Below are 15665 nucleotides of genomic sequence, written 5' to 3' on the forward strand. Positions count from 1 at the left end.
CTCAGGTGGCGGCCAGGAAGACCTGCATCTCATCCAGTGTTGCCGCCTCGCTGGCCGGCTTGTCCCACCTTATCCGGTTGATGCGGGGGAAGCGAAGCGCGATGCCGGATTTGTGCCGGCTCGACTGCTGCGCGCTGTCGAACGCCACCTCGAACACCAGTTCCTTGGTCACCTCACGCACTGGACCAAAGCTGGCGACGGTGTTGTTGCGCACCCATTTGTCGAGCTGTTTCAGCTCCTCGTCGGTGAAGCCGAAATAGGCCTTGCCGATCGGCACGATCTCGTTGCCCTTCCACACCCCGAACGTGTAGTCGGAGTAGAAGGACGAGCGCTTGCCGTGGCCGCGCTGCGCATACATCAGGATGGCGTCGACCACGTTCGGATCGCGCTTCCATTTGTACCACAGGCCCTTGGGCCGCCCCGGCAGGTACGGCGCGCTCCTCAGCTTCACCATTACCCCTTCATGCCCCTGCTCCGCCGCGCCACGGCGGCGGATCTCCGCCAGATCGTCCCAGTCGCGGTAGCTCAGCACCGGCGAAAGGTCGAGCCGGGTCTGCGGGTTCCTTGCGAACCACGCCTCGAGATGCTTTCGGCGCTCGCTCCATGGCAAGGTGCGGATATCCTCGTTGCCGTCGAACAGCATGTCGTAGACCCGGATGAAGCCGGGATAGTCGGCGAGATGCTTTGCCGTCGCCACCTTGCGATTGAGCCGCTGCTGCAGGTCGTTGAAGGGCAGCGGTTCGAAACCCGCGCCGACCAGCAGCTCGCCATCGAGCACGGCGTCGCCGAATACGCTCTCGGTCACGTCGGGGAAGGCGGCAGCAATATCGTCGCCGGTGCGCGAGAACAGCGACACCCTGCCCTTCGACGCGATCAGTTGCACCCGGATCCCATCCCATTTCCACTCGGCGACGAAATCGGCGGGGTCGAGCTTTTCGAGATCCTTGCCCTCGTCGATCGGGTTCGAAAGCATCAGCGGATGGAAGCGCGCGGTGTGGTCGATGTCGGGCCGCTCGGCCCTTCCGCTCAGCCACTCGAACAGATCGGTATAGGGCACTGTCAGCCCGTTCCAGACCTCTTCGATCTCCTGCAGGTCCTTGCCGCTCATCGCCGCGAGCGCCGTCTTCGCCAGCCGCGCGTTCACCCCGATGCGCAGCGCGCCGGTGGCGAACTTCACCAGCGCCCAGCGCTCGTTGATCGTCGCCCGCGTCAGCAGCGACCCGATCAGCCGCGGCAGTTCGGACTTGCTGGTCATGTTGAACAATTCGACCAGATCGCTGAGCGACGGCAGCGGTTCGGTTCCCCCGTGATGCGGCCAGATCAGTGCGATGGTTTCGCCCAGGTCGCCGACATAGTCGTAGCTAAGCGCGAACAGATGGGGGTCGACCTCGGCCAGCACGACATCGCGCAGGATCGCCGGCTTGACGTTCTTGAAGGTCAGCGCGCCGGTGAGGATGGCGAGCGCAAAGCCACGGTCGGGATCCGGCGTCTCGCGAAAATACTGGGTCAGCGCCTCGAGCTTGCGATTACGCGACGGGGTGAGCGCCAGCAGCTCCATCAGTTGGGCGAAGCGCCTCACTCGGAAAGCTCCCCTTGCGCCTCGGGCTCGCCCTCTTCACCCTCCTCGAAGGCCTGGATATTGAGCGGCTCGGCTTCGAGGCCCTGCTGCCGGCAATGGTAGACCAGCGCATCCTCGCGCCCATGCGTCACCCACACCTTGCCGGCCCTGGTCTCGGCGATCGTCTGGCGCAGCTCGTTCCAGTCGGCATGATCGGAGATCACCAGCGGCAGCTCCACTCCCGATTGCCGGGCCCGCTGCTTGACGCTCATCCACCCCGAGGCGACGGCCAGCACCGGATCAGGCAGTCGCCGGCTCCAGCGGTCTTTGATGGCGGAGGGCGGCGCGATGACGATCTGTCCGGCGAGCTCGGCCTTGCTGGTGCCCAGCGTCGGCTTCAGCTCGCCCAGCGGGATGCCGCGCGCGATGTAAAGCTCGCAAAGCCGGATCATCGCGCCATGCAGATAGATCGGCGCGTCATAGCCGGCATCGCGCAGCAGTGCGATCACCCGCTGCGCCTTGCCCAGGGCGTAACAGCCGATGACATGCGCCCGATCGGGAAAGGCCGCCGCGGAGCGCAGCAACCGGGCGATCTCGTCGAGCGGGTCGGGGTGCTGGAACACCGGCAGGCCGAACGTCGCCTCGGTAACCAGCAGGTCGCATTCGGCCAGCTCGAACGGCTGCGAGGTTCGATCCGGCAGCCGCTTATAGTCGCCGGTCACGACGATGCGGTGCCCCTTGTGCTCCATCAGCACCTGCGCCGAACCGAGAATATGGCCGGCCGGCTTCAGCGTGATGGTGACGTCGTCGACCTGTAGCGGCGTGTCGAACTCGAGCGGCTGGAACTGCCGGGCCGAATCCTCGCCATAGCGCGCTTTCATGATGGCGATGGTGTCGGGTGTCGCCAACACCGCGCCGTGCCCCGAGCGGGCGTGATCGGCATGACCATGGGTGATGATCGCCCGGGCACGTGGCACCGGCGGATCAATATAGGCGTCGATAGGGCGAACGTAGAGGTCGCGATCGAGGAAGGACGAAGCCATGAACTAAAGTACTTCCTCCCATCGGAAATGAGCCATGAAAATCAACGAGGGAACTCTATCCCGGTTGCATTTGACCGAATAGGCTCACGGCATCAATCAGCGGAGCCGATAATGGAGAGCCTGCTCGAACTGGCCGCAGCCCAACCCACGCGCAAGCTGGTCCCGGGAGAAGTACTGATCACACAGGGTCGCGAAGGCGGCGACCTGTTCGTGCTTGAAAGCGGGCAGCTCGTCGTCGAGCGCGACGGGGTAGCCATTGCCAGCATTTCGTCGCCGAACTCCGTCGTGGGTGAAATGTCGGTCGTGCTGGGCACGCGCAACAGCGCGACGGTGCGGGCCGACGGCAACGCCACGGTCCGCGTCATCATGGATGCACGCAAGTATCTCGAGCAGGACCAGGCGATGACTTTCCGCCTGGCCTGGCTGATGGCCAGCCGGCTCGATGCGACTTCGGCCTATCTGGTGGAGCTGAGCAAGCAGCACACCGGCAAGGCCGAGCAGAACATGCTGGGCAAGATCCTCTCCGCCCTGCACCTGCAGGCCGACGACGGCAACTATGCCGCAGTCGCCCGCACCGACATGTTCGGCGCCGACGACACCGGCGGCGTGTACAAGGACTGAGGGTGGCCTTCTGAGGCCACCCGTGCCGCCGCTACAGGACTTTCGTCACCTTGAGGAAGTTGCCGCGCTCGTCATTGGCCGCCTTGATCGCGGTCTCCGAGCCCAGCACCACCACCTGGCCCTGACGAGCCACCTGGTCGAGCGCTTCGGCCAGTGCCTTGAAGTCGCGGTTCGACGCCCCGAGGATTTCATCGCGACGCTTCTGCCGCGCCTCCTCGCTGTCGCCGCTGAGTTCCCAGACCAGCGAGGTAAAGCCCTTGGCATCGGGCAGCCGGTAGGTATCGACCGAGCCGATGACGCCGATCACCGACCGCACCAGATCCTGCTCGCCGACCCCGGCTTTGAGGAAGCCCGAAGCCTTGTCGTAGACATCGATGGTGTCGACCAGGTTGGGATCGCGATACGAGGTGAAGGCAAAGGTGCCGGCGAACGGATCGAGCCCCGACGAGCCGCCATAGGCGCCGCCCTGCACCCGCACCTTGTCCCACAGATAGGTGGTGTTGAGGTGCTTGATGGCGACGGCGGTGCCGCCGGTCGGTTCGAACCCGAGCGCCTTGAGGTTGGCGCCCTTGGCCACATAGTTGACCTGGCCCGGGAAGGTCAGGCCCTCCGATTGCGGACCCGGCTCGAAGCCCCAGCCTTCCGCCGACGGACCGGCGCCATCGGGCAGGCTGGCGATGAACGCCGCCAGCTCCGGCTTCAGCGCCGCGATGGCAAAACTGTCGGCAGTGACGTTGACGATCATGCCGTTGCGGCCGACGAGGAGCGTGCGGATTTCCTCGAGCGCCGCCTGCACCGCCGGCCAGTTGCCGTCGATCTGGGCTGCGAGGTCCTTGAGGAAGAAATAGTGGCTGACGCCGCCGAGCTTCTCGCTGAGCCAGTCGGCCTCGGTGAATCCGGCCCGCACCCGCATCGAGACGATCCCGTTGCCCATGCCGGCGAGTGAACTCTCGAAGCCTGCCTTGCTCTCGAGCACCATCTGGCGGATGCGCTCGCGGTTGTCGAGCCGCGCGTCTGTCAGCACGTCGCGCATGATCGACAGCATGTCGCCGACATGATCCGGCGTGGCCTTGCCGCGCAGGAACATCCAGGCCGCGGTGCCGGCTCCGTCGCGGCGCGTCGAGTTCCAGCGGCTGGCGCCGACGCCGCCGGTGGTGCGGCCGATCCGCTGGGTCAGCGAGACGAAATCCTCGCTGCCGGTGCCGGTCTGGGTCAGCGCCCGGGTGAACAGCGGCAGGTAGGACAGCAGCCGGCCCGGCAGCGCCTTCATGTCGAAGCCGAGGTCGAGATAGACCACGCCGCTGGTCGGCAGGTCATGGGTGAACAGCGGCACCCCACCCAGCTCCTCGCGGGCGATCGGAATGGACTTGTTGGCGCGCGGCAGATCCTCGAGCGTCAGCGTCGGAATGCGCGCCAGCGCCTCGGGCGGATCGACCTCGTCCTGCAGCTGCTTGAGCCGGCGGGTCTGTTCGGCCACCTCGGCGATGCCGGCGGCATCGAGCCCCTGCTGTGCCGCATCGAGCCGCGCCCGCTCCTCGGCCGCTTCCGCTGCCGCCTTGTCGGGGTCGGCGGTGAGCAGCACGGTAGAGCGATGCCTGTTGTCGAGAATGTGGGTCTTGATCAGCGTCTCGAACACCCGCTCGCCGGCGGCGAGCTTGGCCTTGAGCGCGCTTAGCGGCGCCTCGAAACTCAAGGGCTCGAGCGGATCGCCGCCATAGAGCCAGGTGCCCATCGAACGGAACATCAGCGCGATGCCGCGCGGGAACGAGCCGGTATTGTTCTCGCGCAGCGCGAACTCGGTGCTGTTCATCGCCGCTTCGATGGTCTTGGGATCGATCCCCTCGGTGCTGAGCCGCTCAAGCGTCGCAGTGATAAGCTGCTCGACCTTGTCGCCGGCATCGTCCGCAATGCCCTTGAGCCCGAAGGTGAAGTAAGGCTGGCGGATGCCGTCGGCGAGGCCGGAGCCGGTCAGCCCCTCGCCCAGCCCGGAATCGATCAGCGCCTTCCTCAGCGGCGCGGCGGGCGTGCCGACGAGCACCGACTCCAGCACGTTCAGCGACAGTGCCAGTTCCGGGTCGGTGATTTCGTCCAGCATCCAGTTGACCGACACCATGGCGGTCTTCTTGCCGGCTTCGGCCGCGCTGGCGGCATAGGTTTCGTGCAGCGAACGCGGTGCGCTCCAGCGCGGCTGCAGGGCGACTTCCGCCTTGGGGTCGATGCGCTCGAACTGGCTGAAATACTCCTCGAGGATAACGAGGCGCTGCGCCGGATCGTCATCGCCGTAGAACACCACGCGCGAGTTGGACGGGTGGTAGTACTTGGAATGGAAATTCTTGAAGTACGCGTAGGTGAGATCGGGGATGGCCTTCGGATCGCCGCCCGAATTCACCCCATAGGTGGTGTCCGGATAGAGCGACAGCTGGCTGACCTTGCCCAGCACTGCCGCCGCCGAGGAATAGGCGCCCTTCATCTCGTTGAACACCACGCCCTTGTAGACCATCGGCCCCTGGGTGGAATCGAGCTCGTAGTGCCAGCCTTCCTGGCGGAAGGTGTCTTCGCTGATCAGCGGGAAATACACCGCGTCGAGATAGACATCGACCAGGTTGTAGAAGTCCTTGAGGTTCTGCGACGCCACCGGATAGGCGGTCTTGTCGGAAAAGGTCATGGCGTTGAGGAAGGTGTGGAGCGATCCCTTCAACAGCTCCACGAACGGCTTCTTGACCGGATATTTGCGGCTGCCGCACAGCACCGAGTGCTCGAGGATGTGCGCCACCCCCGTCGAATCCTCGGGCGGGGTCTTCAGCGTCACGCCGAACACCTTGTTCTCGTCGTCATTGATGAGGCTCAGCACCTCCGCCCCGGTCTTTCTGTGCCGGTAGAGCCGCGCCAGCGAACTGATCTCCCCGATCTGCTGCTCGCGGACGAGTTCGAAGGCGGGATGCTCGGACATGTGGGTACTCAAGATGGGTGGGAGGTGAAGATAACTTAGGCAGCGGCGCCGAAGGATGGAAGGGGGACTAGGCGGATGGGGAGGTTGTACCTGACTGATAGAGACGGCCCCCTCCCGGCCTCCCCCATGAAGGGGGAGGTGAAGAGTCGAGGCTCTGTCTGCAATCGTGCCTGAGGAACCAGCGGGGCACCTCCCCCTTCATGGGGGAGGATGGGAGGGGGCCGTCTGTCTCGGCGCCTGCCCCCGCTAAATTCGTCCCCGGATCTCCGGACGTACCTTCTCCTGGTACCAGCCCGCCAGCTTTTCGGCCAATTCCGGCTCCACCGGCTCGCGCCTGGTTGCGTCGACATTGGCGCGCAATTGCTCCGGTCGCGTCACCCCGGCGATGATCGTCGACACCGCCGGCTGGTCGAGGATCCAGCGCAGCGCGAACTGGCTGAGCGGGATGCCCGAAGGCACCATCTGCTTGAGCTGCTCGGCAAATCCGACGCCCTTGTCGAACGGCAACCCCGAAAAGGTTTCGCCGACATTGAACTTCTCGCCATTGGCGTTGAAGTTGCGGTGGTCGGTAGCGGCAAAGGTGGTGTCCCTGGTCCATTTGCCCGACAGCAGGCCCGAGGCCAGCGGCAGGCGGACGATGATGCCGACATTGCGCTCGGTGGCGGTCGGGAACACCTCGGTGATGTAGTCCTGCCGGAACAGGTTGAAGATGATCTGCAGCGTCGTGCAGCCGTCCGACTGCATCGCCAATAGTGCCTCTTCGACGTTCTCGACGCTGGCGCCCCAGTGCCGCATCATCCCGGCATCGCGCAGGTCGTCCATGATGGTGAACACTTCGCCATCGCGCAGCACGTCGGTGGGGATGGTGTGGAGCTGCGCCAGGTCGAGCGTCTCGACCCCCAGCCGCTTCAAGGAGCCCGCGAGGCTCTCCTTGATGTTCTTCTTCGTGTAACCGGTCTTGTTGGGAAAGATCTCGCCGTTGCGACCGAGCTTGGTGGCGACGAACACCCCCTGCTTGTCGCGAAACTCGCCGATCCGCCGCTCCGACTGGCCGCCGCCATAGACGTCCGCAGTGTCCCAGAAGTTCACTTCGGCGCTGCGGGCCGTCTTCAGGATCTCCGCCGCGGACTCGTCGCTCACCGGCCCGAAGCTCTCGCCCAGTTGCCAGGTGCCGAGCCCGATCTCCGAGACCTCGTAACCGGTCTTGCCGAGTTTGCGTCGTTCCATGAATCCACTCCCTGTTTACGTGCCTGAAATAGCCGGGCCTGCGGCGCCCTGCAAAGCGGTTTCGCCTCTCGGCTTCCTCGCCTTTAGGCGGACGACGGTGTCGGTCTCGGCGATTACCGACTTGCGATGGGTGATGGCGATTATGGTGGTACCGGCGCTGAGGGTGCGCAGCTCGGCCATGATCGCCGCCTCGGTCGCTTCGTCCAGCGCCGAGCTCGCCTCGTCGAGGAACAGGAACGCCGGTTCGTCGTAGAGCGCTCGAGCGATGGCAATGCGCTGCCGCTCGCCGCCTGAGAGCTTCAGCCCGCGCTCGCCGACTGTGGTTTCGAGACCCTCCGGCAGGCCGGTGATGAACCTGTGGATCGACGCCAGGCGCGTGGCCCGCTCGAGCTTTGCGGCATCGCGGTCGCGCCCAAGCACGATATTGGCCGCCAGCGTGTCGTTGAGTAGCATCACCTCCTGCGGCACCACGCCGATCGCCGCATACCAGCTGGCGCGGCCTACGGTTGCGAGATCGGTGCCGTCGACCCGGATGCTTCCCTCGCCCGGCTCCAGCGCCTTCAGCGCCAGCTTGAACAATGTCGACTTGCCTGCCCCGGTCGGGCCGGTGATGAAGGTCAGCCGACCGCGTTCGGCGACGAAGCTCACTCCATCGGCAATCCGTTCGTTGTCATAGCTGACGCCGACGCCACTGAACTCCAGGCGCCCGGCGTCTATCGCCAAGCCGCCCCTCACCTCATCTTCCTCCGGCTCCGCCCACATCCGGCCGAACGGCACCAGCTTGGCGAAGGAGCGCACAATGTCGTCGATCGCCGAACCCACCATTTCGAACGGACGGTTGAGCTGCATCATCAGCGTATTGATAAGCACGATGTCTCCGACGCTCAGCTGGCCGGCCTCGTAACGCGGGAGCAGGATCAGGAAGGTAACAGCCAATTGCACCGCCAAGGCCAGGCTGACGCCGGCAGCATAGATCATGCGGCGGGCGCTCCATTGGCCCCATGCCGTCCGCACCTGCCCGGCCTTGCGCGAGAAGCTCTCGGCGATCCAGCGATCGCCGTTGAAATAGCGCAGCGTCTCCATGGCATTGATGGCATTGCCGACGAACGCCGCATTGTTCTGGTCGGTCTCCACCGCCTTCTCGAGAAACGGTGCAGTCCATCGATTGGCGGCGTAGGTGAGGCCGATGAACACCACACCATAGGCCAGCACGATCAGGACAACTTCCGGATGGATCACCGTCCCCAGCACAGCCACGCCAAATCCGATGCTGAGCAGCGCCGGCAGCAGCACGATGATGCCCAATTGAACGAAGACGAACAGCGCCTCTTCCCCTTCGGCGCGTGCCTTCTGAATCGCCACCGGATTGTGCTCGATGAAGAACGTGACGCGCTTTTTGACGATGCGTTCGAAGAAGCTGGTGCCGACGATAAAGTTGAGGCTCTGGGCTATTCCCCACGCGATGTAGCTGGTCATTCGCGACACCGCTCCCGCGAAGCCCATCAGGGCCGCGTAAAGCACAAACGACAGCCCCAGCCCCGTGACCAGGTCAGCGTTCAGCGTGTCGATGAGTCGCGAGAAATAGTATGGCGTCGCGACCTCAGCGACAGCCGCCGCCACCACCATCACCGCGACACCCACCAGGGCAGGCCAGGACTCTCGGAAGAAACGGCCATAGACGGCGCGCACCGGCGTCGCCACAATTGCCCAGTCGCTCTTCATCCGCCACTCCCCGCTCGCCGGGTGGGGATAGGAGGCGATCATGGAGATCGCAAGGCAGCGCAAAGGGTTGGCCGGATGGCCGTCAGCCGATGCTGTCCGGCTGCGGACCCAGCGCGACAAAGCGCGTCGCGAGCCTGCCCCGGTCGATGACGTGGACGGCGAAGCCCGGCGGCGCCGCTCCGTCGGCGGAGAGACGTTCCTGCTCGTTGATACGCAACGTCGAGACAATGCCCGGCGCACCGATCAGCGGTACGCCGGCAAACTGCGTAACGTGCGGGGTGTGAACATGTCCGGTGAGGACGCCGATCACCGCTGGCGACGACGCGAGCAGCCCGGCCAATGCCTCGGGATTTGAAAGCTTGGTCGCATCGATGATCGGGTGACCGATATCGACCGGGGGGTGATGCAAGGCGAGCAGCACGGCACCGGGAGCGGAACCGATCGCCTGCCTGGCATAGGCGAGCGTAGCGTCATCCAGCAGCCCCTCGTCGCGACCGTCGCGGGCGGTGTCGAGCCCGACAATGCGCAACCCCGACACCTCGAGCTGGCTGTTCCGTGGGCCGACCTGCGCCTCGAAAGCCGCCCTGAGGCAATGATTGCCTGTGGTAACGAGGGTCGGCGGCAACCCGGCAATCTCGGCCATCACCGCCTGATACTCGGACGCCAATCCTCCATCCGCAATGTCGCCGGTAATCACCACCGCATCGAGCCGCGGCAGTTCACCCAATGCGGCGATTACCTGGCGCAGCCGGTGCAACGTCACCGGACGCGCGTCGAGATGCGGGTCGCTCAGATGAGCAATGACGGTCGGGCCAGCACGCATCTTGAAGCTAATGCCGTTCCTTCGTCGTCAGGAACTGCACTTTGGGGTAATCGCGCTCGGCGCGGCCCAGCCACCAGCTCGACTGCGCCAGGTAGACCGGGTCGCCATATTTGTCCTCGGCCATCTCCAGCTTGTTGGCGGAGATGAAGCGCTCGAGTTCCTTCTTGTCGTCCGAGACGATCCAGCGCGCCAGCTCGAAATTGATCGCCTCGAAGCTGATCGGCACGTGATATTCGGTATCGATCCGGCTCTGCAGCACTTCGAGCTGCAGTTGGCCGACCACGCCGACGATGTAGTCGGCGCCCACCATGCGGCGGAAGATCTGCGCCACGCCCTCTTCGGCGAGATCGCTCAGCGCCTTGGCCAGTTGCTTGGCCTTCATCGGGTCGGTCAGCCGGACGCGACGGATGATTTCCGGCGCAAAGTTCGGGATGCCCGTCACCTTGATATTGGCGCCCTCGGTAAGGGTGTCGCCGACGCTGAGCGCCCCGTGGTTGGGGATGCCGACGATATCCCCGGCCACCGCTTCTTCGGCGAGTTCGCGATCGTGACCGAAGAAGAACATCGGGTTCGATACGGCCATGTCCTTGCCGGTGCGGACATTCCTCAGCCGCATGCCGCGCTTGAAGGTGCCCGAACTCAGGCGCACGAAGGCGATGCGGTCGCGATGGTTGGCGTCCATGTTGGCCTGTACCTTAAACACAAAGCCCGACACCTTGGGATCGTCCGGCTCGATCGGCTTGGGCTCGGCCGGCTGCGGCCTGGGCTCTGGCGCCCAGGCACCGAGCGCCGCCAGCATCTCCGGCACCGAAACCGACTTCAGCGCCGAACCGAAGATCACCGGCGTCAGATGGCCGGCGAGGTAGATCTCGTGGTCGAAGGCCGGAAAGCCGGCGCGCGCCAGTTCCAGATTCTCGAGGCTGGCCATGATCACCGGATCCACGGCGAATTCGTTGTCGCGGCTTAGTTCCTCGACATCGGCAAAGGTCTTCCACACTTCGCCGTTCGGCCGCTTCACCACACCGGCGGTGAGATCGACGATGCCCCGGAAGTCGACCCCGCCGCCCAGCGGCCAGACCACCGGCGACACATCGAGCGCCAGGGTGGAGGCGATCTCATCGAGGATCTCGACCGGATCCTTGCCTTCGCGATCGACCTTGTTGGCGAAGGTGATGATCGGGATGTCGCGCAGCCGGCAGACCTCGAACAGCTTCAGCGTCTGCGCCTCGATGCCCTTGGCGACGTCGATCACCATGATCGCGGCGTCGACCGCCGTCAGCGTGCGATAGGTATCTTCGGAGAAGTCGGAGTGGCCGGGCGTGTCGAGCAGGTTAAAGGTCAGCCCCAGATGCTCGAAGGTCATCACCGACGAGGTGATCGAGATGCCGCGCTGCCGCTCGATCTCCATCCAGTCCGAGCGGGTGGCGCGCTGGTTGGCGCGGTGGCGCACCTGCCCGGCCTGCTGAATGGCGCCGGACGAGGCGAGCAGCTTTTCGGTGAGCGTGGTCTTGCCGGCGTCCGGATGCGAGATGATCGCGAAGGTCCGGCGCGACTGGTAGGGCAGCAGTTTTGCGGCAGGCGCCGTGGCGGTCAGGGCGTTCATCGACGGGCTCGAAAGTATGGAAGGCCGCTACATAGTCGTGTTGTGCGCCGAATGCAAAAAAAGAACGGCCGCCCCGGGGGACGGCCGTTCATCGTTCAGTCGATCAGCGCGGCTTAGAACTTGAAGTTCAGGCCGACGGTGACGGCATGCGCGGTCAGGCTGAAGTCGTCATCGACACCGTAGTCCACGCTACCGTAGTCGGAGTAGCGGTACAGCAGGTCGACCGAGATGTTCTCGGCCACGGCGAACTCGACACCAGCGCCGACGGTCCAGCCGACATGGGTCTCGTTGACGCCGTCGATCTCGGCGCCGGCAACGGCCAGACCAGCGGTCAGGTACGGCAGGAACGAGCCGCCGTCAAAGCCGAGACGGCCGCGCAGCGAGCCGGTCCAATCGATGGAGAGCGGGGCACCATCCTGGTTCTCGGCGTTGCTCCAGGCAACGTCGCCCACCACGCCGAGCACGATGCCGTCGGCGACGGTGAAGTTGGCGCCGAGGTTCACACCGGCGAGCCAACCGCTGACATCCCACTCGGCGCTGGTCGAGTCATCGGTGAAGGTGCCGCCGAGGCCGCCGACGAAGGCGCCGACATAGAGGCCATCCCAGTTGCCGCCGGCAACTTCGACCACGCCGGCTGCGGGCTCGTCGATGATGAGGTCAGCAGCCTGGGCGCCCGACACGAGAGCAAGACCGGCAACGCCGGAAAGCAGAGCAATTACAAAGCGATTCATGTGAGTCTCCTAGAAGTCGCGTTGTCGGATAGTCGCAAATCCCGACCGATGCGATAGGAAATCCGGCCGCCCCACAGAAAAGCCGTTGGGGTGTCACCCGCCCGCCACACTTGCGACACCTCAACGAAAAAAGGGCCGCGCGAGGCGGCCCTTTTGCAGACTTTTATGAGGGCGGCTTAGAACTTGAAGTTCACACCGGCCGTAAGCGCATGGGTGGTGAGGCCGAGTTCCGAGCCGCCGTTCAGGTCGTAGGTGGCCTTGCCATAATCCGAGTAGCGGTACTGCAGGTCGACCGAGATCTGCTCGGTGGCCGCGACTTCGACGCCGGCGCCGGCGGTCCAGCCGAAATGCATCTGCGTGCTGTCCGTGCCGCCCTGGCTGGCAGTGGCGCCGGCAAAGGCAAGACCGGCGGTCAGGTAGGGCATGAAGGCGCCGCCATCGAAGCCGGCCCGAGCCCGCAGTGCACCGTTCCAGTTGATGTCGACATCAACGCCCGGGACAACACCGCCGTCAAAGCCGCCGATGCCATTCCAGGCGAGATCGCCGGCCGCGCCCAAAATGAAGCCCGGCGCGACGGTGAAGTTGGCACCCAAGGTTGCACCGACGGTCCAGCCCGAGAGATCGAGTTCGCTGGACGAGAGGAGATCGAGTGGAGTGTTGTCATCCGAGGCGGTGCCCCAGCCATAGCCGACGAAGCCGCCGATATAGGCGCCATCCCAGCCACCGCTGCTGCCCATATCGACGAAGCCCGGCATCGACGGCTGCTGCCGCACCAGAAGGTCGGCTGCCGAAGCCGCCGAAGCCATGGACAGCACGGCAACGCCCGCCAAGAGAGTGAGAGAGAAACGGTTCATGATGTGCCTCCAAGGTACACGAAGGGAACGGATTACGTGCCCGCATGAATCGAATCCAAGTTGCAAACAATTCCTTTACGCCGCGGTAACCGTCAGGACTTGGTTAACGAATGGTTCTGCGGCGGCAATCGCCCAACAGAAAGGGCCGCCCGAGGGCGGCCCTTTCGAATTACAGGATAGGGAGCTTCAGAACGACCAGTTGAGCCCGACGGTGACCTGGTGCGTCGTGATCGTCGAATCGAAGTTGCCGAAGCCAACGTCATAGGTCTGCGTGCCATAATCGGAATAGCGGTACTGCAGATCGACCGACAGGTTCTCCGTGGCCGCAAATTCGACGCCGGCGCCGACGGTCCAACCGACATGCACGTTCGAGTCGGACAGGCCTGAAATGTCGTTGTCGATGGTGTTGTTGGCAACTGCCAGACCTGCGGTCAGGTAAGGCAGGAAGGCGCCACCGTCGAAGCCGAGCCGGCCGCGCAGCGAGCCGATCCAGTCGAGCTGCGATGTTCCGAAGGGCTCGTCATAGCCGATGTTCGACCAGGCGATGTCGCCCACGATGCCGGCGACGATACCGCTGGACACGGTGAAGTTGGCACCCAGCGCCACGCCGGCAAGCCAGCCGGAAACGTCGGTCTCGAAGCCGCCGTCTTCGGAATAGTTGCCGGCGCCGTAGCCGCCGAACACCCCGATATAGGCGCCATCCCAGTTGCCAGTCACGTCAACGACGCCAACGGCGGGCTCGTCAATGATGAGATCGGCAGCGTGAGCAGCCGACGAAATCGCAACGGCCGAAACACCTGCGGCCAGCAGCAATGCAAACCTAGTCATAATCAACCTCCAGTACGATGACGCCACCATTGGGCATTGAGTGTTGCCAAACAAATCACAAGCGCCTGCGGTTCAGCACGATTTCGCCAAAATCTCACCACTGTTGCGCCGGCGACACATTTCTGCCCTTCGCCGCGAACCAAACACAAGGGCCACCCAGTGGGGGGCCTTGCAGGTCATGCGGGCAACCGGGCTCAGGACGACGAGTTGAGGCCGGCAGTAACCGAATGGGTTTCGAGGCCGACATTGGGGGCGGCGTAGTCCTCCGGCGCCAGGTCGGTGTAGCGATACAGCAGATCGAGCGACAGCGCGTCGCTGACGGCGAACTCGACACCAGCACCGATGGTCCAGCCGACATGCAGGTTGGTGACGTGGGAGGCAAGGCATGGCCCTGGCCGAACGCCAGACCGGCGGTCAGACAGGGCATGAATGCGCCGCCGTCGTAGCCGAGCCGGCCACGAACCTAGCCGACCCAGTTGCACCGATTTCGTTGATGAGATTGGTCCTGGCGATACGGCAAAAAGAAAGGGCCGCCCGGAGGCGACCCTTTCCGATTTCGTGGCTTTCGAAGCAGTCATTGCCGGATGACAAAAGCCATCGGGCGAGGTGCCTTCGATCAGGCCAGAGGCTGCTCCGAGCTAACGGAGACTCCAAGACCCTTCGAAACCGACGATTTCTGATGAGACACTTGGACCACCTCCTTCTTGCTGGTTGAACATGACAGCCAAGGTGGGACGGTTTTGCCTATCTTGCAAGGGCAAATGCGCAACAGCTGTGGATGAGCGGTAGCCTCCGCAGTGTAGCCTCGCTGCTCGAGATCAAATCGACATCGGCTGCGCGTGCGGCGCAACTCTACTTCCGCGCCGCACCCCGACAGACGAAAAATGACCCCGCCACCGGCAGTGCCGGGCGGGGTCACCATTTGGCCCTATAGCCGCTAGATCAGAACTTGAAGTTCACACCGGCAGAGATGGTGTGCGCAGTCAGGCCCAGGTCGGTGTCACCACCATCGAGCGTGTAGGTCTGCGAGCCGTAGTCGCTATAGCGATACAGCAGGTCGACCGAAATGTTGTCGGCCACCGCGAATTCGACGCCCGCACCGACGGTCCAGCCGATATGGGTGGCATCGTCCTCGACACCCGGAACCACCGTGTTGTCGGTGGCAGTGGCCCCCGCGAAGGCCACACCAGCGGTCAGGTAAGGCAGGAACGCGCCGCCGTCGAACCCGAGCCGGCCGCGGATGCTGCCGAGCCAGTTCACGTCGTAAGCGATGCCATCAACGGCATCATCGCCGCTGATGTCGGACCAGGCGATGTCGGCAACGATACCGGCAACGATAGCCTCTGACACGGTAAAGTTGGCGCCGACGGCGACACCGAGCTGCCAGCCGGTCAGGTCATATTCGGTGTCGGGGACGTTGAAGTAGCCCTCGTCATCGTTGACCGTGCCCCAGCCATAGCCGGCGAAGGCGCCGACGTAGACGCCGTCCCAGTTGCCACTGGTATCGACGACACCGACGACGGGCGCCGGCTCGGAAATGATGAGGTCGGCCGCCTGGACGGACGAGATGAAGCCCAGGGCAGCAACGCCGGCGAGCAGGGAAATCGTGAGACGGTTCATTGGATGGCCTCCATAAAAACAACGCTCTCAAGATACGCACGTTTGGGTGAAAGGAAACCCGAGGGCGCCAGCAACGCACAGGTTA

General features: G+C 64.3%; 13 protein-coding genes. 1 reads left to right on the forward strand and 12 read right to left on the reverse strand.

The window, feature by feature from the left end; translation table 11 throughout:
* Window position 1: 1 nt before the first annotated feature.
* Window positions 2-1579 carry a cisplatin damage response ATP-dependent DNA ligase gene (locus APS40_RS06325; RefSeq protein WP_055046244.1) on the reverse strand — a complete coding sequence of 526 codons (1578 nt, stop codon included), beginning with the start codon at window positions 1577-1579 and terminating at the stop codon, window positions 2-4.
* Window positions 1576-2601 carry a ligase-associated DNA damage response exonuclease gene (locus APS40_RS06330; protein WP_055046245.1) on the reverse strand — a complete coding sequence of 342 codons (1026 nt, stop codon included), beginning with the start codon at window positions 2599-2601 and terminating at the stop codon, window positions 1576-1578. The genes APS40_RS06325 and APS40_RS06330 overlap by 4 nt, the downstream gene beginning before the upstream one ends.
* Before the next feature lie 111 nt (window positions 2602-2712).
* Between APS40_RS06330 and APS40_RS06335 the strand changes: the two genes are divergently transcribed.
* A complete protein-coding gene (locus tag APS40_RS06335) occupies window positions 2713-3222 on the forward strand; it encodes a Crp/Fnr family transcriptional regulator (protein WP_055046246.1) in 510 nt (169 codons plus the stop codon).
* A gap of 31 nt (window positions 3223-3253) precedes the next feature.
* Here the strand turns inward: APS40_RS06335 and APS40_RS06340 are convergent, their stop codons facing one another.
* The 10 genes from APS40_RS06340 to APS40_RS06385 all read right to left on the reverse strand — a co-directional run bounded on the left by APS40_RS06340 (window position 3254) and on the right by APS40_RS06385 (window position 15580).
* Window positions 3254-6172, reverse strand: a complete 2919-nt coding sequence (locus tag APS40_RS06340) for an insulinase family protein (protein ID WP_055046247.1) — start codon at window positions 6170-6172, stop codon at window positions 3254-3256.
* 246 nt (window positions 6173-6418) lie between these two features.
* Entirely contained in the window at window positions 6419-7399 is a 981-nt protein-coding gene (locus tag APS40_RS06345) for an aldo/keto reductase (protein WP_055046248.1), read from the reverse strand.
* 15 nt (window positions 7400-7414) lie between these two features.
* Window positions 7415-9121, reverse strand: coding sequence for an ABC transporter ATP-binding protein (locus APS40_RS06350; RefSeq protein WP_055046249.1), 1707 nt, complete (start codon window positions 9119-9121; stop codon window positions 7415-7417).
* An 82-nt stretch (window positions 9122-9203) separates the two neighbouring features.
* A complete protein-coding gene (locus APS40_RS06355) occupies window positions 9204-9944 on the reverse strand; it encodes a metallophosphoesterase family protein (protein ID WP_055046250.1) in 741 nt (246 codons plus the stop codon).
* A 7-nt stretch (window positions 9945-9951) separates the two neighbouring features.
* Window positions 9952-11547: a peptide chain release factor 3 gene (locus tag APS40_RS06360; RefSeq protein WP_055046251.1), complete on the reverse strand. Its 1596-nt coding sequence runs from the start codon at window positions 11545-11547 to the stop codon at window positions 9952-9954.
* Between the two features lie 113 nt (window positions 11548-11660).
* On the reverse strand, window positions 11661-12278 hold the full coding sequence (locus APS40_RS06365; protein ID WP_055046252.1) for an outer membrane protein: 618 nt from the start codon (window positions 12276-12278) through the stop codon (window positions 11661-11663).
* A gap of 176 nt (window positions 12279-12454) precedes the next feature.
* Window positions 12455-13132, reverse strand: coding sequence for an outer membrane protein (locus APS40_RS06370; RefSeq protein ID WP_055046253.1), 678 nt, complete (start codon window positions 13130-13132; stop codon window positions 12455-12457).
* Between the two features lie 186 nt (window positions 13133-13318).
* Window positions 13319-13960, reverse strand: coding sequence for an outer membrane protein (locus APS40_RS06375; RefSeq protein ID WP_197279448.1), 642 nt, complete (start codon window positions 13958-13960; stop codon window positions 13319-13321).
* Window positions 13961-14154: 194 nt separating this feature from the next.
* Window positions 14155-14442: an outer membrane protein gene (locus APS40_RS24790; protein ID WP_156342851.1), complete on the reverse strand. Its 288-nt coding sequence runs from the start codon at window positions 14440-14442 to the stop codon at window positions 14155-14157.
* 460 nt (window positions 14443-14902) lie between these two features.
* Window positions 14903-15580 (reverse strand): outer membrane protein, encoded by a 678-nt coding sequence (locus APS40_RS06385; RefSeq protein WP_055046256.1) that lies wholly within the window; start codon window positions 15578-15580, stop codon window positions 14903-14905.
* Between the last annotated feature and the right edge of the window lie 85 nt (window positions 15581-15665).

The sequence above is a fragment of the Devosia sp. A16 genome, assembly GCF_001402915.1.
GTDB lineage: Bacteria > Pseudomonadota > Alphaproteobacteria > Rhizobiales > Devosiaceae > Devosia_A.

What these genes read in the sequence shown, in the direction of transcription:
- APS40_RS06350 (WP_055046249.1), bottom strand. Translation starts at nt 9,121, where the DNA reads ATGAAGAGCGACTGGGCAATTGTGGCGACGCCGGTGCGCGCCGTCTAT.
- APS40_RS06340 (WP_055046247.1), bottom strand. Translation starts at nt 6,172, where the DNA reads ATGTCCGAGCATCCCGCCTTCGAACTCGTCCGCGAGCAGCAGATCGGG.
- APS40_RS06360 (WP_055046251.1), bottom strand. Translation starts at nt 11,547, where the DNA reads ATGAACGCCCTGACCGCCACGGCGCCTGCCGCAAAACTGCTGCCCTAC.
- APS40_RS06375 (WP_197279448.1), bottom strand. Translation starts at nt 13,960, where the DNA reads ATGACTAGGTTTGCATTGCTGCTGGCCGCAGGTGTTTCGGCCGTTGCG.
- APS40_RS06365 (WP_055046252.1), bottom strand. Translation starts at nt 12,278, where the DNA reads ATGAATCGCTTTGTAATTGCTCTGCTTTCCGGCGTTGCCGGTCTTGCT.
- APS40_RS06355 (WP_055046250.1), bottom strand. Translation starts at nt 9,944, where the DNA reads ATGCGTGCTGGCCCGACCGTCATTGCTCATCTGAGCGACCCGCATCTC.
- APS40_RS06370 (WP_055046253.1), bottom strand. Translation starts at nt 13,132, where the DNA reads ATGAACCGTTTCTCTCTCACTCTCTTGGCGGGCGTTGCCGTGCTGTCC.
- APS40_RS06330 (WP_055046245.1), bottom strand. Translation starts at nt 2,601, where the DNA reads ATGGCTTCGTCCTTCCTCGATCGCGACCTCTACGTTCGCCCTATCGAC.
- APS40_RS06335 (WP_055046246.1), top strand. Translation starts at nt 2,713, where the DNA reads ATGGAGAGCCTGCTCGAACTGGCCGCAGCCCAACCCACGCGCAAGCTG.
- APS40_RS06345 (WP_055046248.1), bottom strand. Translation starts at nt 7,399, where the DNA reads ATGGAACGACGCAAACTCGGCAAGACCGGTTACGAGGTCTCGGAGATC.
- APS40_RS06385 (WP_055046256.1), bottom strand. Translation starts at nt 15,580, where the DNA reads ATGAACCGTCTCACGATTTCCCTGCTCGCCGGCGTTGCTGCCCTGGGC.